A 21086-nucleotide genomic window follows, 5' to 3' on the forward strand; every position below is an offset into this window, starting at 1 on the left:
ATCAGTCGAGAACGTGGGAGGTCTCGCTGTGCCAGACGCCGATCGCATGTCGATCGCGCATAGCCGCGGCTTGTGCCGAACGGCTACCTGTTGCGGCGCAGCACCTTCCCCCGAAGTAACGCATTCCAACGCACGCATGGCGTCCGCCATGCCGATGAGCAGGTAGGGGACAGCCGCAGAATGCTTGGACCGTCAGCGCATATCGACACCTTCACGCGCGATAACCTGCCACCTCAGGAGCAGTGGCCGGCGTTTCTACTCGATGGCTTCGACTATCCCGAGCATCTCAATGCCGCCGTCGAACTGACCGATCGCCTGGTCGAAAAAGGCCTGGGCGACCACACCGCCCTGATCGGCAACGGCCGCCGCCGCACTTACAAGGAGCTGTCCGACTGGACCAACCGGCTGGCGCATGCGCTGGTCGAGAACTACGGCGTCAAGCCCGGCAATCGGGTGCTGATCCGCTCGGCCAACAACCCGGCCATGGTCGCCTGCTGGCTGGCCGCGACCAAGGCAGGCGCTGTCGTCGTCAACACCATGCCTATGCTGCGCGCCGGAGAGCTCGCCAAGATCGTCGACAAGGCAGAGATTACCATAGCACTTTGCGACACGCGCCTGATGGACGAGATGATCGCCTGCGCCAAGGACAGCGCCTTCCTGACCAAGGTGATCGGCTTCGACGGCACCGCCAACCATGACGCCGAACTCGACCGGGTCGCGCTCGACAAATCCGTCATCTTCGAAGCGGTCAAGACCGGCCGCGACGACGTCGCCCTGCTCGGCTTCACCTCGGGCACCACGGGCGTGCCGAAAGCGACGATGCATTTCCATCGCGACCTGCTGATCATCGCCGACGCCTATGCCAAGGAGGTGCTTTCGGTCACCTCCGACGACGTCTTCGTCGGCTCGCCGCCGCTGGCCTTCACCTTCGGTCTTGGCGGCCTGGCCATTTTCCCATTGCGCTTCGGCGCGGCCGCGACCCTGCTCGAGCAGGCAACGCCGCCGAACATGATCCACATCATCGAGACCTACAAGGCGACGATCTCGTTCACCGCGCCGACCGCCTATCGCGCCATGCTGAAGGCCATGGACGAAGGCGCCGACCTGTCGTCGCTGCGCGTCGCGGTCTCTGCCGGCGAGACCTTGCCCGGACCGGTGTTCGAGGAATGGCTGGCCAAGACGGGCAAGCCGATCCTCGACGGCATCGGCGCCACCGAGATGCTGCATATCTTCATCTCCAACCGCTTCGAGGACATGAAACCCGCCTCCACCGGCAAGCCGGTCGGCGGCTATGAAGCGCGGGTCGTCGACGGCGACATGAACGAGGTGCCACGCGGCACTGTCGGCAAGCTTGCCGTGCGTGGCCCGACAGGCTGCCGCTACATGTCCGATGACAGGCAGCTCGAATATGTCCGCGACGGCTGGAACCTGACCGGCGATGCCTTCATCCAGGACACCGACGGCTTCTTCCACTTCGCCGCGCGTTCCGACGACATGATCGTCAGCGCCGGCTACAACATCGCCGGTCCCGAGGTTGAAGCCGCCCTGTTCTCGCACCCCGAAGTCGCCGAATGCGCCGTCATCGGCGCGGCTGACAGCGAACGCGGCCAGATCGTCGAGGCCTATGTCGTGCTGGTTGCCGGCGTCGCCGCCGACGCCGCGACCGTCAAGCGCCTTCAGGATCACGTCAAGGCAACGATCGCGCCTTACAAATACCCGCGCTCGGTGAAGTTCATCGACGCCCTGCCCAAGACCCAGACCGGCAAGATCCAGCGCTTCCGGTTGCGTGCGGAGAAGATGAATTGAGCAAGCCTTACGATCCCTCCGTCGAGGGCGCGCAGATGTCGTTCAAGGACCGCATGTCCTACAGCGATTATCTGCATCTCGAAAAGATCCTCGACGCTCAGGCGCCGCTGTCGACCGCCCATGACGAGATGCTGTTCATCATCCAGCATCAGACGTCCGAGCTGTGGATGAAGCTCGCTTTGCACGAGATCGGCTCGGCGATCCGCTCGATTCGTGCCGACAAGCTTGAGCCCTCGTTCAAGATGCTGACCCGCGTGTCGCGCATCTTCGAGCAGCTCAACAGCGCCTGGGATGTGCTCAGGACGATGACGCCGAGCGAATACACCGAATTTCGCGACTCGCTCGGGCAGTCCTCGGGTTTCCAGTCCTGGCAGTATCGCGCCATCGAGTTCATGGCCGGCAACCGCAACACAGCCATGTTGCGCCCGCACGCCCACCAGCCCGAACTCAGCGAAAAGCTCAAGGCGGTTCTCGCCCAGCCTTCGCTCTATGACGAGGCGATCCTGCTGCTTGGTCGCAACGGCTTCGATATCGGCGCCGACGGCAAGCGCACCGACTGGCGCGAAACGCGCAGCGAAAGCGAAGAAGTGCTCGTCGCCTGGCAGGCGATCTATCGCGATCCGCAACGCTACTGGATGTTCTACGAGCTCGCCGAGAAGCTTGTCGATTTCGAGGATTACTTCCGGCGCTGGCGCTTCAACCATGTCACCACGGTCGAGCGTATCATCGGTATGAAACGCGGCACCGGCGGCACGTCTGGCGCCTCGTATCTGAAGAAGATGCTAGAGGTTGAACTGTTTCCCGAACTCTGGAAAGTTCGCACCCGGCTCTAGGACTTCAAATCAAATAATCAGGAACACTTGGGAGGAGTAACCTAATGAAGAAAATCATTGCGGCAGGAATTTTCGGCCTCTCGTTGGCGGCATCCGGCCTTGCCTATGCCGAACCGGTGAAGATCGGCGTCATCACCACGCTTTCGGGCGGCGGTGCGGGCCTCGGCGTCGACATGCGCGACGCGTTTGCGCTGGCCATGAAGCAGTCCGGCAACAAGGATGTCGAACTGGTCGTCGAGGACGATGCCCAGAAGCCCGAGATCGCCGTCCAGCTCGCCGAAAAAATGATCCAGAGCGACAAGGTCGACCTGTTGACCGGCATCATCTGGTCGAACCTCGCAATGGCCGTGGTGCCTAACGCTGTGGCGCAGGACGTCATCTACCTGTCGCCCAACGCCGGCCCGTCGGCGCTCGCCGGCGCCAAGTGCAACAAGAATTATTTCAACGTCGCCTACCAGAACGACAATTTCCACGAGGCGATGGGCCAGTACGCCAACAAGGACTACAAGAAGACCTTCATCCTCGCGCCCAACTATCCGGCCGGCAAGGATTCGCTGACCGGCTTCAAGCGCTATTACAAGGGCGAGTTGGCCGGCGAAGTCTACACCCAGGTCGGCCAGACCGACTACGCCGCCGAGATCGCCCAGATCCGCGATTCCGGCGCCGACTCGGTGTTCTTCTTCCTGCCCGGCGGCATGGGCATCTCGTTCATGAAGCAGTACGCCCAGTCGGGCGTGAACATTCCGGTCATGGGCCCGGGCTTCTCCTTCGACCAGGACATACTGCCGGCGGTCGGCGACGCAGCCCTCGGCGTCAAGAACTCGGCGAGCTGGTCCAAGGATCTCGACAACGAGGCCAACAAGCAGTTCGTCGAGGCCTTCCAGGCCGAATACAAGCGCTTGCCCTCGGTCTATGCCGCCCAGAGCTGGGATACGGCAAACCTGATCCTCTCGGCGCTCGGCAAGGCCAGCGTCAAGGACAAGGATGCCTTCCGCGCAGCACTCAAGGCCGCCGATTTCAAGTCGGTGCGCGGCGAGTTCACCTTCAACACCAACAACCACCCGGTGCAGAACATCTACGTGCGTGAAGTGATCAAGGAGGGCGACGTGCTGACCAACAAGATCGTCGCCACTGCCTTCGAGCACCACAAGGACGCCTACGCCGACCAGTGCAAGATGTAGGATGGGTTCAGGCCCGCTCGTTGCAGGCCAGCCTTGAAACGAAGCGTCCGACCCCCACTCCGCCTCGCGGCGCTCGGCACCTCTCCTCCTCATAAGGGGAGAGGAAAGGAGCCAAGCCGCAGCGGCTTTTCCTCTCCACCGTCGAACGGGGGAGAGGTGGTTTGCGAAGCAACCCGGAGTGGGGGTCGAATTCCCTCAGCGGCGCATTTGAAGAGTTGCAGGCGTCCCGCCACACTGAAACGACAATCCAGCCAGCGAAAGCGTCCCCTTGTCCATAGCACTGCTCCTCGAGCAACTTCTCAACGGGCTGCAGCTCGGGGTGATGCTGTTCCTCATGGCCGCCGGCCTGACGCTGATCTTCGGCGTCATGGGCCTGATCAACCTCGCCCATGGATCGCTCTACATGATCGGCGCCTTCGCATGTGCTGCGGTCGCGGCTGCCACCGGCTCGTTCTGGATCGGCCTGGCGGCGAGCCTCGTTGCTGCGGCAGCGGCCGGCGCAATCATCGAAGTGACGGTCATACGCCGTCTCTATGACCGCGACCATCTCGACCAGGTGCTGGCGACATTCGCGCTGATCCTGATCTTTTCCGAAGGCACGCGCTGGCTGTTCGGCTCGTTCCCGCTCTATCTCGACATTCCGCCGCTGCTGCAAGGCGCAGTCCCCCTGCCCGGCGGCGGCCAGTACCAGCTCTACCGTCTCGCCATCATCGGCGTCGGTGTCGTGGTAGCACTGGGCCTGTATGTGCTGATCTCGCGGACGCGGCTCGGCATGCGTATCCGCGCCGGCGAGTCCGACCGCGAGATGATCGCCGCACTCGGCGTCGATATCCGCACCCTTTACACCGTCGTCTTCGCACTTGGCGCTGCACTGGCCGGTCTTGCCGGCGCGCTCGTCGGCGCATTGCAGTCGGTGCAGGTCGGCATGGGCGAGCCGGCGCTGATCCTCGCCTTCGTGGTCATCGTCATCGGTGGAATCGGCTCGATCAAGGGCGCCTTGTTCGGCGCCATCCTGGTCGGCGTCGTCGATACCATGGGGCGTTTCCTGCTGCCCAAGGCTCTGGCGCTGATGATCCCCGCCGCCCAGGCCGGCCCGATAGGTGCAGCACTTGCCTCGATGCTGATCTACATCGTCATGGCGCTCATCCTTGCCTTCAGGCCTAGCGGCCTGTTTGCGACGCAGTCGTGAGGACGTCATGACCAACGCACCCATCATGACCCCCGAAACCATCGTCAACGTCAGCCTCGCATTGCTTTTGCTCGGCTTGCCGCTGGTGGCGCAGACGATGGGCGAGCCGTTCTACATCACGCTCGCAACGCGCATCGCCATCCTGGCGCTCGCCGCCGTCGGCCTCAACATCGCACTTGGCCTTGGCGGGCTGGTGTCGTTTGGCCACGCCGCCTTCTTCGGCCTCGGCGGCTATGCTGCCGGTATCCTCGCCACCCATGCCTTTGACGGCGTGCCGCTGTTCGCCGGTATCCCCGGCACCGCATCGATGCCCATCATCTGGCTCGTCGCGGTTCTCGTCTGCGGCCTGATCGCCTTGCCGATCGGCGCCATCAGCCTGCGCACCGCGGGCGTCTACTTCATCATGATCACGCTCGCCTTCGCGCAGATGATCTATTATTTCGCCGTGTCCTGGCCGGCCTATGGTGGCGAGGACGGGCTTTCGATCTATGTGCGCAACGAATTCCCCGGTGTGAACACCGCCCAGCCGCTGTCCTATTTCCTGATCTGCTATGCAGTTCTGATGCTGGCGCTCGGTCTGTTCTGGCTGCTGCGCGGCTCGCGCTTCGGCGCGTCCTTGCAGGCGGCCCGGCAGAACGCAACGCGGCTGTCCGCTGTCGGCATCGCTCCATTCAACATCAGGCTGGTTGCCTTCGCGATCTCGGCAATGGTCACCGGCCTCGCCGGCGCGCTGTTTGCCGACCTCAACAAATTCGTCAGCCCCTCCATGCTGTCCTGGCATATGTCGGGCGAACTGATCGTGCTGATCATCCTGGGTGGCAAGGGCCGGTTGTTCGGACCCGTCGCCGGGGCCATGCTCTATGTCCTGTTCGAATTCGCCCTTGGCGGCATCACCGAACGCTGGCAGTTCTTCCTTGGGTTGATCCTGCTCGGTGTCGTTCTGTTTGCCCGCGGCGGGCTGCTCGGCCTGCTGGCCGGAAAGGCGCGTCATGGCTGAGCCGATCCTCGAAATCCGCGACCTCCGCAAGACCTTCGGCGCCCTGAAGGCGACAGATGGCGTCAGCCTTGAACTCAGGCCCGGCGAAATCCACGCGCTGATCGGGCCCAACGGCGCCGGCAAGAGCACGCTGATCCACCAGATTTCCGGCTCGTTGCGGCCGGACAGCGGCAGCATCCGCTTCCTCGGCCAGGACATGGCCGGGCTCGACATGGCCGCGCGCGCCCGTCTCGGCCTCGGCCGCAGCTTTCAGATCTCGTCGCTGGCGCAGGAGTTTTCCGCCCTGCGCAACGTCATGCTGGCGGTGCAGGCACGCCAGGGCACGAGCTTCCGATTCTTGCGCCCTGTCATGAGCGACAAGAGCCTGACCGAACCGGCAATGGCGATGCTGGAGCGCGTCGGTCTCGCCGGACGCGCCCACCTGCCCGCTGCCGAGCTGTCGCATGGCGAACGCCGTCAGCTCGAGATCGCAATTGCGCTGGCGCTCGGTTCAAAGGCCTTCCTGTTCGACGAACCGATGGCCGGCATGGGTCCGGAGGGCTCGAAAGCGCTGACCAGATTCCTCGACGGTCTGCGCCATGAAGCGCCGATCCTGCTGGTCGAGCACGACATGGATGCCGTCTTCGCCCTCGCCGACCGAATCTCCGTGCTTGTCTACGGCCGCGTCATTGCCACCGGCACTGTCGACCAGATCCGCAACGACCCCGAAGTCCGCCGGGCCTATCTCGGAGAAGCCGCGTGAGCCTGCTCGAACTCAAAGGCGTCGAAACCTTCTACGGCGCATCGCAGGCGCTCTTCGGCGTCTCGCTCGACGTCAAGGAGGGCGAGGTCGTGGCGCTCATGGGCCGCAACGGCATGGGCAAGACGACGACGATCAACTCCATTCTCGGCCTGGCGAAGCCGCGCTCCGGTTCAATCAGCTTCGCCGGCCGCCAGGTCGCCGGCATGCGTCCACATCGCATCGCCCGCTTCGGCCTGGGTCTGGTTCCGGAGGGACGGCGCTGCTTTCCCAACCTGACCGTTCTGGAAAACCTGCTTGCCGCAGCGCGCGGCAGCGAGTGGACACTGGAAAAAGTCGTCGAGCTGTTTCCACGCCTCGGCGAACGCCGCGACCAGTATGCCAACACGCTCTCGGGCGGCGAACAGCAGATGCTGGCGATTGGCCGCGCGCTGATGACCAATCCCAGCCTGCTCATTCTGGACGAGGCGACCGAGGGTCTTGCACCCGTCATCCGTCAGGACATCTGGGCGGCGATCCGCAAGCTCAAGGCTGCGGGTCAGTCGATCCTGGTTGTCGACAAGACGCTGTCGGAGCTGCTGCCGGTGGCCGACCGCTGCTTCGTGCTGGAGAAGGGCGTGACCGTATTCGAAGGCACGCCGGACCGGCTGACGCCTGACATCCAGGACCGCTATCTCGGTGTATGAAAAAGGGCGGCATCTGCCGCCCTTTTCGTTTCCATTCGACCTGAGATCAGGTCACTGCCGACTTGACGGCAAAACGGGCTTCCTTCCAGGCGCCGGTCCGCATGATGTCTTCGAGGATCTCGACCGCCTGCCAGACGTCCTTGAAGCCGACATAGAGCGGCGTAAAGCCGAAGCGCACCGTAGCCGGTGCGCGGAAGTCGCCAATGACGCCGCGCGCGATCAGCGCCTGCATGATGGCATAGGCGTTGTCGTGCTCGAACGAGACTTGGCTGCCGCGCTTCGTGCCGTCGCGCGGGCTTTCCAGCTTGAGGCCGTAGGCGCCGCACCTGGCCTCTACCAGTTGGATGAACAGGTCGGTCAGGGCAATGCTTTTCTTGCGCAGCGCTGCCATGTCGACGTTGTCCCAGTCATCGAGCGCGCCCTTGAGCGCCCGCATGGTCAGGATCGGCTGGGTACCGCACAGGAACCGGCGAATGCCGGCGTCCGCCGCATAACCCTGCTCGAAGGCGAAGGGTCTGGCATGTCCCCACCAGCCGCTCAGCGGTTGCTGAACGTCGGCGAGGTGACGCGTGGCGGCGTAAATGAAGGCCGGGGCGCCGGGACCGCCATTGATATACTTGTAGGTGCAGCCAACGGCGAAATCGACATTGGCACCGTCGAGATCAACCGGCAGGGCACCTGCCGAGTGGCAGAGATCCCAGACGATCAGGGCACCTGCCGCCTGGGCCTTTCTGGTCAGCGCCGCCATGTCGCGCAGCTCGCCCGACTTGTAGTTGACGTGGTTGACGAGAACCACCGCAACCTTGTCGTTGATCAGCTCTTCGATGCTTGGCGCATCGACGCCCTCGAGCCGGAGCACGGCACCGGCCCGCGTCGAGGCAACGCCTTCCGCCATGTAGAGATCGGTCGGGAAGCTGTTGCCTTCGGCGACGATGACCGAACGGTCGGGTCGCATCGCAAGGGCTGCATGCAGCACCTTGTAGATGTTGGTCGACGTAGTGTCGCAGACAACCGTCTGGCCAGGTGCAGCACCGATCAGGCGGCCGATGCGGTCGCCCAGCTCGGTCGGCATGTCGAACCAGCCGGCGGTGTTCCAGGCGCGGATCAGATCCTGCCCCCACTCTTTGGAGGCAGCTGCCTGGAGCTCGCTGAAGGCAGCATGCGACGCGGCGCCCAGAGAGTTGCCGTCGAGATAGATCACTCCTTCCGGCAGGATGAAGCGATCACGCATCGAGCGCAGCGGGTCGGCAGCGTCCATCGCCTCGACAGCGGCGAGATCGGGAAATGCAGTCATGATGCGGGCTATCCTTGCTTATTCGCGGATGGTTTCGCGTGCTTGTGCCGGGCCCCGGCTGCGACGCAGGCTTGGAAGTGCCAGCATGGCGAGCACGAACAGGCCGGTGGCGAGCTTCAGGTCGGGGGGCGGCATGCCGGCGGCAAGACAGAACGAGACCAGCTGGTAGTAGACGACAGCGCCGACGAACGGGGCAGCGAGCTGGCGCAGCACAGTCTGCTTGCCGACGATGGCTTCGCCGATCATCAGCGCGGCAAGGCCGTTGATCAGGATGCCGAGGCCCATATTGACGTCGGCAAAGCCCTGGCTCTGCACCATCAGCGCACCGCTGGTCGCCGAGAACGCACTGGCGAGGCCGACGCCGCCGATGGTGGCGACCCAGACATTGATGCCTTGCGCTTCGGCCATGTCGGGATTGGCGCCGACGGCGCGGATCGCGGTGCCCTTCTCGGTCTTGAAGAACATGTTGAGCAGGATGAAGACGATCGCGCCAATGAGGCCGGCAACGATGATCTTGGCGGCCGGAAAGCCGGGCTGGACGAAGGGCGCCCAGTCGAAAACCGTCGGCGCGCCGAACACGGACAGGTTCGACTTGCCCATGATGCGCAGGTTGATGCTGTACAGCATCGTCATCATCAGGATGCCAGCGAGCAGTGTGTGGATGCGGAAGCGCAGGTGGATGAAGGCGGTGCAGCAGCCGGCGAGGAAACCGGCGATCAGCGCCACTGCAAGCGCCGTCAGCGGAGAAGCACCAGCCGCCAGAAGCACGCCGCAGACGCAGCCGCCGAGTGGGAATGCGCCTTCGCTGGTGAGGTCGGGGAAATTTAGGGTACGGAACGGAATCATGATGCCAAGCACGACAAATGCCAGGATCAGGCTCTGCGCCAGGGTGACGGGAATGAGCGAGACGAAGCTCGTGAAAACGGTCTGGATAAAGTCCATGATGATCAGCTCGCCAACAACATGCGGTCGGTTTTCACCGAGAAATGGCCGATCAGGTCGACAACCGTAACCTTGGCCTTTTCCTCGCCGGAGATTTCGAGCCGAAGTTTGCCGGCGTCGAGCATGATGACGCTGTGACCGAAATCGACGGCATGCTGCATGTTGTGCGTCACCATCAGCGTGGTGAGCTTCAGGGCATCGACGGCGCGCACGGTCGCCTGCATGACGATGTCGGCGGTGCGCGGATCGAGCGCCGCGGTATGCTCGTCGAGCAACAGCAGATCCGGAGAGCCGCCGACCGCCATGATCAGCGACAGCGACTGGCGCTGCCCCCCCGAAAGCAGTTCGACGCGGGTGTCCAGGCGATTTTCGAGACCGAGGCCGAGAAGTGCCAGACGCTCCTTGTAGGCCGCGAGACGTGAAGCATTGAGCCCCTGGCGCAAGGTACGTTTCTTGCTGCGCAGATCTGCGAGCAGCATGTTTTCGGCGACCGTCATCGAGGCGGCGGTGCCTTTCATCGGATCCTGGAAAACGCGAGCCAGGCGAATGGCGCGCTTGTGAACGGGCATGCCGGTGACGTCGTCACCATTGATCAGGATCTGGCCGGAATCGAGCACCAGCGCCCCCGAAATGGCATTGAGCATGCTGCTCTTGCCGGCACCGTTGGAGCCGATGACGACGCCGAATTCACCGGTGGCGAGCTTGAGGCTGAGGCCGTCCAGCGCGACTTTTTCGTCGGCCTGGCCCTTGTAGAAAACTTTACGTGCAGATCGGATTTCAAGCATCCGTCCCTCCCGGAAAAGGTAACGGCGCCTTGGAGCGCCAGGGCGCTCCAAGTTTCTGAACCTGCGCATCGTGCCTCTTGGGCCGATGCGCCAGACGCCGCTACCAGTTTTGACGAAGTCGAGTATTAGTCGACGATGCAGCCGCAATCAGCGAGCGACGCGGGGATCTCGATGCCGAAGGCAGCCATGGCCTTCTTCGAGATCGTCGCGGCATGGTCCTCATAGGCCGGGCGCGACGGCGCGATGGTCTTGGGGTCCTTGCCCTTCAGGATTTCGGCGGCGATCTTGCCGGCGTTGATGCCAACCTGCTCGTAGTTCACCGCGAAGCTGGCAGGCACGACACCGTCGCGCACTGCATTGTCGTCGGCATTGACGACCGGAATGCCGGCCTGGCGGGCGGCAGCGGCAACGGCCGGGATGGCCGGCTGGATCAGGTTCGAGGTCGGACCGTAGATCACGTCGACCTTGCCGGCGAGCGAAGCGATGCGCTGCTGGATGTCGTTGACGTTGTCGATGCCGACTTCGACAACCTCAAAGCCTGCGGCAGGCGCAGCTTCCTTGATCTTCTCGATCAGGGCGACGTCGTTGGCTTCACCCGGATTGTAGGGCACGCCGAAACGCTTGGCGTTCGGCAGCAGCTTCTTGGTGAATTCCATCACCGCCTTGACGTCCTGCAGGTCGGTAGCACCCGTCATGCCTTCGTCGCCGGCTTCCCACGACGGGACCAGCTTGGCGGCGACCGGGTCGGTCACAGCCGAAAAGACGATGTTGATGCCCGAGCCGGCGAGCGCCTTCTTGGCGATCTGCGACACCGGGGTGGTGACGGTGTACATCAGCTTGGGCTGTTCGGCCTGCAGCTTGGCGATCATCTGGGGGACCAGCGACGCGTCAAAATTGGTGTGGCTTTCGGTGAAGACGACGTCCTTGCCGTCGACATAGCCATTGTCAGCCAGCGCCTTCTTGAAGCCGGCGACGGCGGCGTTGAGCTGCGGGTGCTCGCCGAAATTGGCGATACCGATCTTGATCGGGTCGGCAACGGCTGCACCAAGGCTGACGGCAAGCGCGCCGGCCAGAACCAGGCCCGACATCAGACCGGATTTCAAGTTTCTCATCGATTCCTCCCAGATTGACTGCGCCACACCCCTAGCGGCGGCATGGAGGCAATCATGAGCAGTCCGGAGGGCTCTGTCAAACATTATATATTATTCTTGCCATGAGCCACCATGATATATAATTTTTTGCAGAGACAGGGACGGATCACGATGCAGGATGACGAGCATTCGACCAAGACGGAAGCAGCCTACCGGCTGCTGCGCCGAGACATCCTGACCACCCGGCTGATGCCGGGAGCTCCGCTTAAGCTGAGCGCCCTGCGCACGGCCTATGGCGTTGGTTGGACGCCGCTGCGCGAGGCATTGTCGCGACTTGAGGCTGAACGGCTGGTGACGGCGATTTCCAATCGCGGTTTCACCGTGGCTTCGGTTTCGCGCCAGGAGCTGGAAGATCTGGCGCGAGCCAGGATGGTGGTCGAACTGCCCCTTCTGCTGGAATCGATCGAGAAAGGTGGCAGCGACTGGGAAGAGGCTGTGGTTACCGCGCATTACCGCCTGTCGCGCTGCAAGACCGCAGTCGAGGATCCTTCCGACGCCTCCGTCGATGATTGGGACGAAAAGCACGAGGCGTTCCATTCGGCGCTGTTGAGCGCCGCAACCTCGAACTGGCTGTTGCGATTCCGTTCGACAATCTCCGACCAGCTCCGGCGCCATCACAGGTTCCTAGGACTAGCACCAACCTTGCGCGCGGCCGCAGGCCAGAAGCAGGGCTACGAAGAGGCAATGGCAGCCCTTAACGAGGCACAGTCGATCGGACCGCACACCGCCCTGATGGAAGCCGCACTCGACCGCGATCTCGAAAAGGCCAAGGCGTTGATGATCGATCACATCGGCTACACGCTGCATGTCTATGTCCACACCGAGGACTACAGCGGCAGCAGACACGCCGCCCGCGCCGGCAGCCTCAGAACACCCTCGGCCGCCGAATGACCGCCCCCTATCGCCCGTCTCTGGACGAGATCAGCGCCGCCCGCGCCCGGATCTCGCCTTATGTTCGGCGCACCCCGATGGTCCACCTCGATCTCGGCTTGCCCGACCGGCAGATCTTCCTCAAGCTCGAAACACTGTCTCCCATAGGCGCATTCAAGCTCCGCCCGGCGCTGAACGCACTGCTGTCGCGCGACCGTGAGACGCTCGCGCGGGGCGTCGCCACCACGAGTTCCGGCAACATGGCTTATGGCATGGCCTGGGCCGCCAGCAGGCTCGGCGTGCCGATGGCCGCCTACATGTATTCGGGGGCACCACAGACCAAGATCGATGGCGTGCGCCGCCTCGGCGGCGAGGTCCGCTTCATCTCCATGGAAACATGGTGGCAATACATCATCGGCGCCGAGCGACCCGATTTCCCCGAGCTTCTGATCAACCCGGTGACGGACCAGGCGGTGCTGTCGGGCAACGGCTCCATCGGCATGGAAATTGTCGAGGACCTGCCCGAGGTCAACGTCGTGCTGACGCCTTATGGCGGCGGCTCGATGACCACGGGCGTGGCGAGCGCCGTCAAGGCCTTGCGACCCGAGGCAAAAGTCTTCGCCGTCGAGGACGAGAACGCCGCCCCGGTGACGGCGGCGCTTGCGGCCGGCCGCATCGTCGACATCGAGACGCGCCCTTCCTTTATCAAGAGCATCGGCGGCCCGTCGCTGGTGCCGCAACTGTGGCCTGTTGCGCGCGAGCTGATCGATGGCGCAGTGCAGGTCAGCCTGGAGCAGGTGACCGAAGCGATGCGGCTGCTGTTCACCAAGTCCAAGGTCGTCGCCGAGGGCGCGGGGGCAGCTTCGCTGGCTGCGGCGCTGACCAGCGAACATGCCAGGGGCAACATCGTCTGCGTAATCTCTGGCGGCAACATCGATGCTGCGGCCTATGCGGCTGTGCTCGCCGGCAACATTCCCGTCCCTTGAACCTTTCAAGCTTGTACTATCGCGCGAAACGGCACTACAATTGCCCGATAGGATAGCCGGCGCGCCGGCCGTGGCGAAGAAAGACCCTGACACAGATGGAAGAGCGCAAGGATACGGCCGGCGCCGAGGGCTGGGTGGACGGCGAGACCAAGGTGCTTGAAGCGCCTGCGGATCACGGCACCGAACTTCGCCTTTGGCTGCGCCTTTTGACCTGCTCGACGCTGGTTGAGACAGAGGTCCGCCGCCGCCTGCGCGAAGAGTTCGATTCCACCCTGCCCCGCTTCGACCTGATGGCGCAGCTCGAACGAGCCCAGGACGGCATGGTGCTGGGCGAGGTGTCCAAGCGCATGATGGTATCGCCGGGCAACATCACCGTCCTGGTCGAGCGGCTGGCCGAGAGCGGCCACATCAGCCGCACCACTTCGCCCACCGACCGCCGCGTCCAGATCATCGCGCTGACGCCCTTCGGCCGCGCCGAATTCGAGAAGATGGCGGCCGCCCATGCCGACTGGATCGGCGACCTGTTCGGCACTCTGTCGGCCAAGGACGGCGGCATCCTGCTCGACGAGCTCGGCAAGCTGAAGCGCTCGATCGTCGCGTCGCTGGCCAAGGGCAGCTAGGTTCTTCGACGCAATTCCTGACGGAAAACCGCGTTTCTGAATTGCTCTATGCCCGAAACCTCGCGCGATAATCGCTCGGCGTCAGCCCGACGATGCGAGCAAAGACTTTTCGGAAAGCACCAGGATCGCCATAGCCGACCTCCCAGGCCACCTTGTCGACCGTCTGCGTGGTGAATTGCAGCAGCTCTCGCGCCTTGCCGACACGCAGGCGCTGGCCATATTCGGTCGTCGTCAGCCCGGTCGCCTTCTGGAAGCGGCGCAGGAACGTGCGCTCTTCCAATCCAGCCAACGATGCCAGCACGGACAGGTTCAGCTCCTTGCCCTCGCCCGCCTGCAACCAATGCTGCACCTTGAGGATGGCCGCGTCGCCATGGCTGAGCCGCGGCGCAAAGGCGCTGTAGTAGCGCTGCTCGCGTCCGGGAGGATCGAGTGCCAGGATCCGGGCGGTCTCGATCATCACGGTCGGCCCGAGGAAGCGGTCGACCAGTCGAAGACCCAGGTCGGTCCAGGCCATCAGGCTGCCGGCGGTGATGATGTCACCGTCATCGATGAGCAGCCTGTCGGTGTCGAGCCTGGCCCCGGGAAAACGCGACCGGAACGCCTCGTCATAGACCCAGTTCGTCGTCACCGCCCGCCCGGCCAGCAACCCGGTCTCGCCGAGCACGAAGGCGCCGGCACAGACGGACGCCAGCACGCTGCCAGCACCATGGCGCTGGCGCAGCCAGCCGGCGAGCGACGCGATAGTCTCTCGCGAGATCGGATCGCCGAGCGCCGGCGGCACGACATAGACCTCAGCTACGCCTGAAGCGTCGGGATGGGTGTCGAACACCCGCTGAGGCGCATGCTCCGCCTGGTCCGCGCGCCAGTGGCTGACGCGCAGCTGGTTTGGCGGCACACCATGGCTCTTGCGGTTGGCGGTGCGGTTGGCAAGCTCGAACAGGTCGGTCATGCCAAGCACCGCCGACATCTGCGCACCGGGGTACAACACCAGCCCGATCTCGATGACGCCAGCTTTTGGCATTTGTCGAAATCACCCCTTGTTATGTCGATATCGCCAATGGGTCGGCACCATAATCCATTGCATCCTGCAGGCAATATCCTTCCCAACAGCAAAGGCATCAGGGACATGAGCAAACGCGCGGTGATCGCCATCGACATCCAGAACGAATATTTCCCGGGCGGGAACATGCCGCTCGTCGGCATCGAACAGGCAACTGAAAATGCCGCCCGCATCATCGCGGCGGCACGTGCCAAGGGCGACACCGTCATCCATGTCCGCCATCTCTCGAAGACCGCTGACGCTCCGATCTTTGCGCCCGGCACGCCGGGCATCGAGATCAACGCCACCGTCGCCCCGGCCGACGGCGAGAAGGTCATCACCAAGAACTTCGTCAATTCATTTCGCGAGACCGACCTCAAGGCGACGCTCGACGCCAAGGGCATTGAGGAAGTCGTCATCATCGGCGCGATGAGCCACATGTGCGTCGAAGGCGCCACCCGTGCTGCGGCCGACTTCGGCTACAAGACATCGGTCGTTCACGATGCCTGCGCCACGCGCGATCTCGAGTTCAACGGCAAGACGGTGCCGGCCGCCCAGGTCCACGACGCCGTCATGGCTGCGATCGCCTTCGGCTATGGCGAAATCGTGGATACCACGACGTACCTGTCGCGCTAGTACATTCAGGCCCCTTCTGGCCCCGGTCGCGCGCTCGCCGACCGGGGCCTTTTTGCGTTCAGTTCCAAAATAACTTTAAGCTTGAAGTTTTTTTTGAAAGCGTCCATGGTACCTCCATGGTCAGGGTCGGGCACGCATGTCCACTTGACCGAACGGCTTCAGGAGGAGGACGGCATGCGCATTGTCTGTATCGGTGGCGGACCGGCCGGTCTCTATTTTGCCCTGCTGATGAAGAAGCAGCACCCCGAGCATCAGGTTACCGTCGTCGAGCGCAACCGTCCCTTCGACACCTTCGGCTGGGGTGTGGTCTTCTCAGACGCCACCATGCAGTCGATGCGCCAGTGGGACCCGGCCACTGCCGAGACCATCGAGGACGCCTTCAACCACTGGGATGACATCGAGCTGGTGTTCAAGGGTCGCAAGATCCGCACCACCGGCCACGGCTTCGTCGGCATCGGCCGCAAAAAGATGCTGAACATCCTGCAGGAGCGCTGCATCGAGCTCGGCGTCGAGCTGGTGTTCGAGACCGACGTCCAGGGCGACCAGGACTTCCCCGAAGCCGACCTCATCATCTCGTCGGATGGCGTGAACTCGCGCATCCGGCACAAATATGCCGACATCTTCAAGCCCGACATGGTGATGCGGCCGAACCGCTACATCTGGCTCGGCACCGACAAGCGCTTCGACGCCTTCACCTTCGACTTCCAGCGCACCGAGCACGGCTGGTTCCAGGCGCACATCTATCGTTTCGACGACAACACCTCGACCTTCATCGTCGAAACCACCGACGAAGTGTTCAAGGCGCATGGCATCGACGAGATGGACCAGGATCAGTCGATCGCGTTTTGCGAGAAGCTGTTTGCCGGGACGCTCGAAGGCCACAAGCTGATGACCAATGCGCGCCATCTGCGCGGCTCGGCCTGGCTGAATTTCGGCCGCCTCATCTGCGACAAGTGGAGCCACTTCAATGGCCGGAGCCACGTCGTCCTGATGGGCGACAGCGCTCACACCGCGCATTTCGCCATCGGCTCCGGCACGAAGCTTGCCATCGACGACGCCATCGAGCTGACCCGCCAGTTCGACCTCATCGGCCACGACAAGGCCAGCATCCCGGCCGTGCTCGAAGCCTATGAAGAGGTACGCCGCGTCGACGTCGCCCGCATCCAGAATGCGGCGCGCAACGCCATGGAGTGGTTCGAAGTGGTCGGCACGCGTTATGCCGACACGCTCGAACCCGAGCAGTTCATGTATTCGATGCTGACCCGCTCGCAGCGCATCAGCCATGAGAATCTGCGCCTGCGCGACAAGGACTGGCTGGAAGGTTTCGAGCGCTGGTTCGCCGAACGCGCCGGCGTGTCGCCTGCCCCCAACGGCTCGGTACCGCCGCCGATGTTCACGCCGTTTTCGATTCGTGGCCTGACGCTGAAGAACCGCATCGTGATGTCGCCTATGGCGATGTATTCGGCCACCGACGGCCTGCCCGACGACTTCCACCTCGTCCATATCGGCGCACGCGCCATGGGTGGCGCGGCACTCGTCTTCCCGGAGATGACCTGCGTGTCGCCAGACGCGCGCATCACGCCGGGCTGCCTCGGCCTGTGGAACGACGAGCAGGCGCAAGCCTTCAAGCGCATGGTCGACTTCGTCCACCAGCAGACACCGGCCAAGATCGGCATCCAGATCGGCCATGCCGGCCGCAAGGGCGCGACCAAGGTTGCCTGGGAAGGCATCGACCAGCCGGTAACCTCAGGTGGCTGGCCGCTGATCTCGGCCTCCGCCCTGCCTTATCTCAAGCATTCGGACATGCCGCGCGCCATGACCCGCGAGGATATGGATCGCGTTCTGGCCGACTTCGTTAGCGCAACGGAGCGGGCCCGCGACCTCGGCTTCGACATCCTCGAACTGCATGCCGCCCACGGCTACCTGCTGTCCTCCTTCCTGTCGCCGCTGACCAATCTGCGCGACGACGAATATGGCGGCAGCCACGAGAACCGCGCCCGCTATCCGCTCGAAGTGTTTCGCGCCGTGCGCGCTGCATGGCCTGAGGACAAGCCGATCTCGGTGCGTCTCTCCACCCATGACTGGTACGAAGGCGGTAACACGCCTGAAGACGCGGCGATCTTCGCCAGGATGTTCAAGGACGCCGGCGCCGACATGATCGACTGCTCGTCGGGCCAGGTGGTCAAGGAAGAGCAGCCAGTCTATGGCCGCCTGTTCCAGACGCCCTTCTCCGACAAGATTCGCAACGAGATCCAGGTACCGACAATTGCCGTGGGTGCGATCTCGGAAGCCGATCACGCCAACTCGATCATCGCCGCCGGCCGCGCCGATCTCTGCGCCGTCGCCCGCCCGCACCTCGCGGACCCGTCTTTCGTCATGCATGAGGCGGCAAAGATCGGCTATGCCGAGCAGGCCTGGCCAAAGCAGTATCATTCGGCCCGTGCCCAATATGTGAACAACCTCGCCCGCGCCGCGGCGGCGGCCCCCACGGGCAAGGCATGAGCATGGCCAAGCGTCACGCCCTGGTCACCGGCGCCGGCAGCGGCATCGGCCGCGCCATCGCACTAGCGCTCGCCGCCAACGGCCACGGCGTCAGCCTGTGCGGACGGCGTGCCGCGCCGCTCGAGGCGGTGCGCGACGAGATCGCCAAGATAGGCGGCGAGGCCTTCGTCCTTGATGGCTTCGACGTCACTGATGCGCATTCGGTCGAGGCAGGTATCGCCAAGGCGATTGCGCATGCAGGCGACATCGCCGTGCTGGTCAACTGCGCCGGCGAAGCGCCGTCGGCTCCGTTCGACAAAACCGACCTCGCATTGTGGAACCGGGTGATGGGCATCAACCTCACCGGCACGTTCCTGGTCACACAGGCAGCGCTTGCTTCGGTCAAGCGCGCCGGCAAGGGCCGCATCGTCAATGTCGCCAGCACCGCCGGCCTGACCGGCTATGCCTATGTCTCAGCCTATTGCGCCTCAAAGCATGGCGTGGTCGGCATGACTCGCGCGCTGGCTCTTGAGCTTGCCCGCACCGACGTCACCGTCAACGCGGTTTGCCCCGGCTTCACCGACACGCCGCTGCTCGACGGCGCCGTGGAAACCATCACCGGCAAGACCGGGCGCTCGGCCGAAGAGGCACGCGCCACACTCGCCCGCGCCAATCCGCAAGGGCGGCTGGTGACGCCAGAGGAAGTGGCCGACACCGTGCTCTGGCTCGCCTCGGAAAAGGCAACCGCAATCACAGGCCAGGCGATCCCGGTCGCCGGCGGCGAAGTTCTGGGAGGATGATCATGACCAACCCGATGCAGGACAAGAAGCATCCCTTCCAGGGCCATCAGGCCAAGCATTTCAAGTTCGAGACCGATGCCGACGGCAAGGTCGCGACGATCACGCTGAACCGCCCAGAGAAGAAGAACCCGCTGACCTTCGAGAGCTACGAGGAACTCGGCAACCTGTTCCGCGCCCTGCACCGGGCCAGCGACGTTCGCGCCATCGTCATCACGGGTGCCGAGAACAATTTCTGTTCCGGCGGCGACGTCTTCGAGATCATCGAGCCGCTGACCCGCATGCCGATGCATGACCTGCTCGACTTCACCCGCCTTACCGGCGACCTGGTGCGCCAGATGCGCGCCTGCCCGCAGCCGATCATCTCGGCCGTCGACGGCATCTGCGCCGGCGCCGGCGCGATCATCGCCATGTCGTCCGACTATCGTATCGCCACCCCGGAGGCGAAGACCGCCTTCCTGTTCACCCGCGTCGGCCTGGCCGGAGCTGACATGGGCGCCTGCGGCATCCTTCCGCGCATCATCGGTCAGGGCCGCGCCGCCGAACTTCTGTTTACCGGCCGCGTCATGACCTCGACCGAGGGCCATGCCTGGGGCTTCTACAACGCGCTGCATGAGCGTGGCGCACTGCTCGCCGAGGCGCAGAAATTCGCCCGCAACCTGGCCGACGGCCCCTGGTTTGCGCATGCCATGACCAAGAAGATGCTCGACCAGGAATGGGCGATGGGCATCGACCAGCTGATCGAATCCGAAGCGCAGGCCCAGGCGATCTGCATGGCGACCGGCGACTTCCGCCGCGCCTTCGAGGCTTTCGCCGCCAAAGCCAAGCCCGAATTCAAGGGGAACTGAGCCATGGCCGCGCATTTGATGCCGACCAGTGCGCCAACCCGCGACCACCTCGACTGGCCGTTCTTCGCCGACAGCCACCGCGCGTTGGCGGCTGAACTCGACGCCTTCATCGCCAGCGGCGGGCTGGGCGAGATCGACCATGGCAATGCCGACGGCGCCTGCAAGAAGCTGGTGGCGGCGCTTGGCCAGGCGGGTATCCTGCGCCACTGCGTGCCAGCCGCCTTCGGTGGCGCGTCGGACGTGATCGACAGCCGCTCGCTCTGCCTGATCCGCGAGACACTGGCCTATGCCGACGGTCTCGCCGACTTCGCCTTTGCCATGCAGGGCCTGGGCACCGGGGCGATCAGCCTGTCCGGTTCGGACGAACTCAAGCAGGCCATCTTGCCTAGGATTGCCCGAGGCGAACTGATCTCGGCCTTCGCCCTGACCGAGCCGGAGGCCGGCTCCGACGTTGCCGCCATGGCGACCGCCGCCCGCCGCGACGGCGACACCTATGTGCTCGACGGCGAGAAGGTCTTCATCTCCAATGGCGGCATCGCCGACGTCTACACCGTCTTTGCCCGCACCGGCGAGGCGCCCGGCACGCGCGGTATCTCGGCCTTCGTCGTCTATGCCGACACGCCGGGCTTTTCGATCGCCGAGCGCATCGAGACGATCGCCCCGCATCCCCTGGCACGCGTCAGGTTCGACAATTGCCGCATCCCGGCATCCCAGCTGTTGGGCGAACCGGGCGAAGGCTTCAAGATTGCCATGCGCACGCTCGACATTTTCCGGCCGTCAGTGGCTGCCGCAGCCCTCGGTTTTGCCCGCCGCGCCCTCGACGAGGCCGTAGCGCACGCCAGGTCCCGCAGGATGTTCGGGGCGACGCTGGCCGACCTGCCGACCGCTCAGAGCACGCTGGGCGAGATGGCGACTGCCATCGACGCAGCCTCGCTCTTGACCGTGCGTACCGCCTGGCGGCGCGACGTGCAAAAGCTGCCGATCACCCGCGAGGCCGCCATGGCCAAGATGACGGCGACCGAGAACGCCCAGTGGGTCATCGACCAGGCACTGCAGCTGTTCGGCGGCCGCGGCGTCCGCGTCGGCGAGATCACCGAGCGCCTCTATCGCGAGATCCGCGCGCTGCGCATCTACGAAGGCGCCACCGAAGTGCAGAAGCTGATCATCGGCCGCGAGCTGATGAAGGCTGCGAAGTAGGAGTGCTGA

General features: G+C 64.0%; 20 protein-coding genes. 15 read left to right on the forward strand and 5 right to left on the reverse strand.

Going from position 1 to position 21086, the window contains the following annotated elements:
* Nucleotides 1-180: 180 nt before the first annotated feature.
* From SLT36_RS27980 to SLT36_RS28010, 7 genes are all read left to right on the forward strand, one after another.
* A complete protein-coding gene (locus tag SLT36_RS27980) occupies nt 181-1806 on the forward strand; it encodes an AMP-binding protein (protein ID WP_154384312.1) in 1626 nt (541 codons plus the stop codon).
* Complete coding sequence (gene kynA / locus SLT36_RS27985) at nt 1803-2639, forward strand: tryptophan 2,3-dioxygenase (protein ID WP_432288862.1); 837 nt, start codon at nt 1803-1805, stop codon at nt 2637-2639. The genes SLT36_RS27980 and kynA overlap by 4 nt, the downstream gene beginning before the upstream one ends.
* A 44-nt stretch (nt 2640-2683) precedes the next feature.
* Nucleotides 2684-3820 carry an ABC transporter substrate-binding protein gene (locus SLT36_RS27990; protein ID WP_192320331.1) on the forward strand — a complete coding sequence of 379 codons (1137 nt, stop codon included), beginning with the start codon at nt 2684-2686 and terminating at the stop codon, nt 3818-3820.
* Between the two features lie 268 nt (nt 3821-4088).
* On the forward strand, nt 4089-5009 hold the full coding sequence (locus tag SLT36_RS27995) for a branched-chain amino acid ABC transporter permease (RefSeq protein ID WP_067967767.1): 921 nt from the start codon (nt 4089-4091) through the stop codon (nt 5007-5009).
* A 25-nt stretch (nt 5010-5034) separates the two neighbouring features.
* A complete protein-coding gene (locus SLT36_RS28000; RefSeq protein ID WP_192320633.1) occupies nt 5035-6006 on the forward strand; it encodes a branched-chain amino acid ABC transporter permease in 972 nt (323 codons plus the stop codon).
* Nucleotides 5999-6748 (forward strand): ABC transporter ATP-binding protein, encoded by a 750-nt coding sequence (locus tag SLT36_RS28005; protein WP_067967763.1) that lies wholly within the window; start codon nt 5999-6001, stop codon nt 6746-6748. The genes SLT36_RS28000 and SLT36_RS28005 overlap by 8 nt, the downstream gene beginning before the upstream one ends.
* Entirely contained in the window at nt 6745-7431 is a 687-nt protein-coding gene (locus tag SLT36_RS28010) for an ABC transporter ATP-binding protein (protein ID WP_182574337.1), read from the forward strand. Before SLT36_RS28005 ends, SLT36_RS28010 begins: the two co-directional genes overlap by 4 nt.
* Nucleotides 7432-7477: 46 nt before the next feature.
* Here SLT36_RS28010 and kynU read toward each other — a convergent pair whose 3' ends face one another.
* The 4 genes from kynU to SLT36_RS28030 form a co-directional block, all read right to left on the reverse strand.
* Nucleotides 7478-8725 (reverse strand): kynureninase, encoded by a 1248-nt coding sequence (gene kynU, locus SLT36_RS28015; RefSeq protein WP_432288864.1) that lies wholly within the window; start codon nt 8723-8725, stop codon nt 7478-7480.
* Nucleotides 8726-8743: 18 nt separating this feature from the next.
* Nucleotides 8744-9667: an ABC transporter permease gene (locus SLT36_RS28020; protein WP_067967752.1), complete on the reverse strand. Its 924-nt coding sequence runs from the start codon at nt 9665-9667 to the stop codon at nt 8744-8746.
* 5 nt (nt 9668-9672) lie between these two features.
* Complete coding sequence (locus SLT36_RS28025) at nt 9673-10452, reverse strand: ABC transporter ATP-binding protein (protein ID WP_182574334.1); 780 nt, start codon at nt 10450-10452, stop codon at nt 9673-9675.
* A gap of 125 nt (nt 10453-10577) precedes the next feature.
* A complete protein-coding gene (locus tag SLT36_RS28030; RefSeq protein ID WP_432288865.1) occupies nt 10578-11564 on the reverse strand; it encodes an ABC transporter substrate-binding protein in 987 nt (328 codons plus the stop codon).
* 150 nt (nt 11565-11714) lie between these two features.
* Here SLT36_RS28030 and SLT36_RS28035 point away from each other — a divergent pair, with 150 nt between their 5' ends.
* The 3 genes from SLT36_RS28035 (at nt 11715) to SLT36_RS28045 (ending at nt 14079) form a co-directional block, all read left to right on the forward strand.
* A complete protein-coding gene (locus tag SLT36_RS28035) occupies nt 11715-12494 on the forward strand; it encodes a GntR family transcriptional regulator (RefSeq protein ID WP_182574333.1) in 780 nt (259 codons plus the stop codon).
* Nucleotides 12491-13459 carry a pyridoxal-phosphate dependent enzyme gene (locus SLT36_RS28040; protein ID WP_432288867.1) on the forward strand — a complete coding sequence of 323 codons (969 nt, stop codon included), beginning with the start codon at nt 12491-12493 and terminating at the stop codon, nt 13457-13459. Before SLT36_RS28035 ends, SLT36_RS28040 begins: the two co-directional genes overlap by 4 nt.
* Nucleotides 13460-13554: 95 nt before the next feature.
* Nucleotides 13555-14079, forward strand: coding sequence for a MarR family winged helix-turn-helix transcriptional regulator (locus SLT36_RS28045; RefSeq protein WP_182574331.1), 525 nt, complete (start codon nt 13555-13557; stop codon nt 14077-14079).
* A gap of 46 nt (nt 14080-14125) precedes the next feature.
* Here SLT36_RS28045 and SLT36_RS28050 read toward each other — a convergent pair whose 3' ends face one another.
* Nucleotides 14126-15100, reverse strand: a complete 975-nt coding sequence (locus SLT36_RS28050) for a GlxA family transcriptional regulator (RefSeq protein WP_432288869.1) — start codon at nt 15098-15100, stop codon at nt 14126-14128.
* A 105-nt stretch (nt 15101-15205) separates the two neighbouring features.
* Between SLT36_RS28050 and SLT36_RS28055 the strand changes: the two genes are divergently transcribed.
* From SLT36_RS28055 to SLT36_RS28075, 5 genes are all read left to right on the forward strand, one after another.
* Nucleotides 15206-15754, forward strand: coding sequence for a cysteine hydrolase family protein (locus SLT36_RS28055; protein ID WP_432288871.1), 549 nt, complete (start codon nt 15206-15208; stop codon nt 15752-15754).
* A 174-nt stretch (nt 15755-15928) separates the two neighbouring features.
* A complete protein-coding gene (locus SLT36_RS28060) occupies nt 15929-18256 on the forward strand; it encodes a bifunctional salicylyl-CoA 5-hydroxylase/oxidoreductase (RefSeq protein ID WP_432288873.1) in 2328 nt (775 codons plus the stop codon).
* A 2-nt stretch (nt 18257-18258) separates the two neighbouring features.
* Nucleotides 18259-19035 (forward strand): SDR family NAD(P)-dependent oxidoreductase, encoded by a 777-nt coding sequence (locus SLT36_RS28065; RefSeq protein ID WP_432288875.1) that lies wholly within the window; start codon nt 18259-18261, stop codon nt 19033-19035.
* Complete coding sequence (locus SLT36_RS28070; protein WP_432288877.1) at nt 19032-19880, forward strand: enoyl-CoA hydratase family protein; 849 nt, start codon at nt 19032-19034, stop codon at nt 19878-19880. The genes SLT36_RS28065 and SLT36_RS28070 overlap by 4 nt, the downstream gene beginning before the upstream one ends.
* A 3-nt stretch (nt 19881-19883) precedes the next feature.
* Complete coding sequence (locus SLT36_RS28075; protein WP_432288879.1) at nt 19884-21077, forward strand: acyl-CoA dehydrogenase family protein; 1194 nt, start codon at nt 19884-19886, stop codon at nt 21075-21077.
* The last annotated feature ends 9 nt before the right edge of the window (nt 21078-21086 follow it).

The sequence above is a fragment of the Aminobacter sp. BA135 genome, assembly GCF_050859125.1.
In the GTDB taxonomy this organism is placed as follows: Bacteria; Pseudomonadota; Alphaproteobacteria; order Rhizobiales; family Rhizobiaceae; genus Aminobacter; species Aminobacter ciceronei.

Excerpts from the sequence above, each read along its gene's own strand:
- kynU (WP_432288864.1), bottom strand. The coding sequence starts at position 8,725 with ATGACTGCATTTCCCGATCTCGCCGCTGTCGAGGCGATGGACGCTGCC.
- SLT36_RS27980 (WP_154384312.1), top strand. The coding sequence starts at position 181 with ATGCTTGGACCGTCAGCGCATATCGACACCTTCACGCGCGATAACCTG.
- SLT36_RS28055 (WP_432288871.1), top strand. The coding sequence starts at position 15,206 with ATGAGCAAACGCGCGGTGATCGCCATCGACATCCAGAACGAATATTTC.
- SLT36_RS28005 (WP_067967763.1), top strand. The coding sequence starts at position 5,999 with ATGGCTGAGCCGATCCTCGAAATCCGCGACCTCCGCAAGACCTTCGGC.
- SLT36_RS28060 (WP_432288873.1), top strand. The coding sequence starts at position 15,929 with ATGCGCATTGTCTGTATCGGTGGCGGACCGGCCGGTCTCTATTTTGCC.
- SLT36_RS28070 (WP_432288877.1), top strand. The coding sequence starts at position 19,032 with ATGATCATGACCAACCCGATGCAGGACAAGAAGCATCCCTTCCAGGGC.
- SLT36_RS28075 (WP_432288879.1), top strand. The coding sequence starts at position 19,884 with ATGGCCGCGCATTTGATGCCGACCAGTGCGCCAACCCGCGACCACCTC.
- SLT36_RS28000 (WP_192320633.1), top strand. The coding sequence starts at position 5,035 with ATGACCCCCGAAACCATCGTCAACGTCAGCCTCGCATTGCTTTTGCTC.
- SLT36_RS28045 (WP_182574331.1), top strand. The coding sequence starts at position 13,555 with ATGGAAGAGCGCAAGGATACGGCCGGCGCCGAGGGCTGGGTGGACGGC.
- SLT36_RS28050 (WP_432288869.1), bottom strand. The coding sequence starts at position 15,100 with ATGCCAAAAGCTGGCGTCATCGAGATCGGGCTGGTGTTGTACCCCGGT.
- SLT36_RS27990 (WP_192320331.1), top strand. The coding sequence starts at position 2,684 with ATGAAGAAAATCATTGCGGCAGGAATTTTCGGCCTCTCGTTGGCGGCA.
- SLT36_RS28025 (WP_182574334.1), bottom strand. The coding sequence starts at position 10,452 with ATGCTTGAAATCCGATCTGCACGTAAAGTTTTCTACAAGGGCCAGGCC.
- SLT36_RS28020 (WP_067967752.1), bottom strand. The coding sequence starts at position 9,667 with ATGGACTTTATCCAGACCGTTTTCACGAGCTTCGTCTCGCTCATTCCC.
- SLT36_RS28030 (WP_432288865.1), bottom strand. The coding sequence starts at position 11,564 with ATGAGAAACTTGAAATCCGGTCTGATGTCGGGCCTGGTTCTGGCCGGC.
- SLT36_RS28035 (WP_182574333.1), top strand. The coding sequence starts at position 11,715 with ATGCAGGATGACGAGCATTCGACCAAGACGGAAGCAGCCTACCGGCTG.
- SLT36_RS28065 (WP_432288875.1), top strand. The coding sequence starts at position 18,259 with ATGGCCAAGCGTCACGCCCTGGTCACCGGCGCCGGCAGCGGCATCGGC.
- SLT36_RS28040 (WP_432288867.1), top strand. The coding sequence starts at position 12,491 with ATGACCGCCCCCTATCGCCCGTCTCTGGACGAGATCAGCGCCGCCCGC.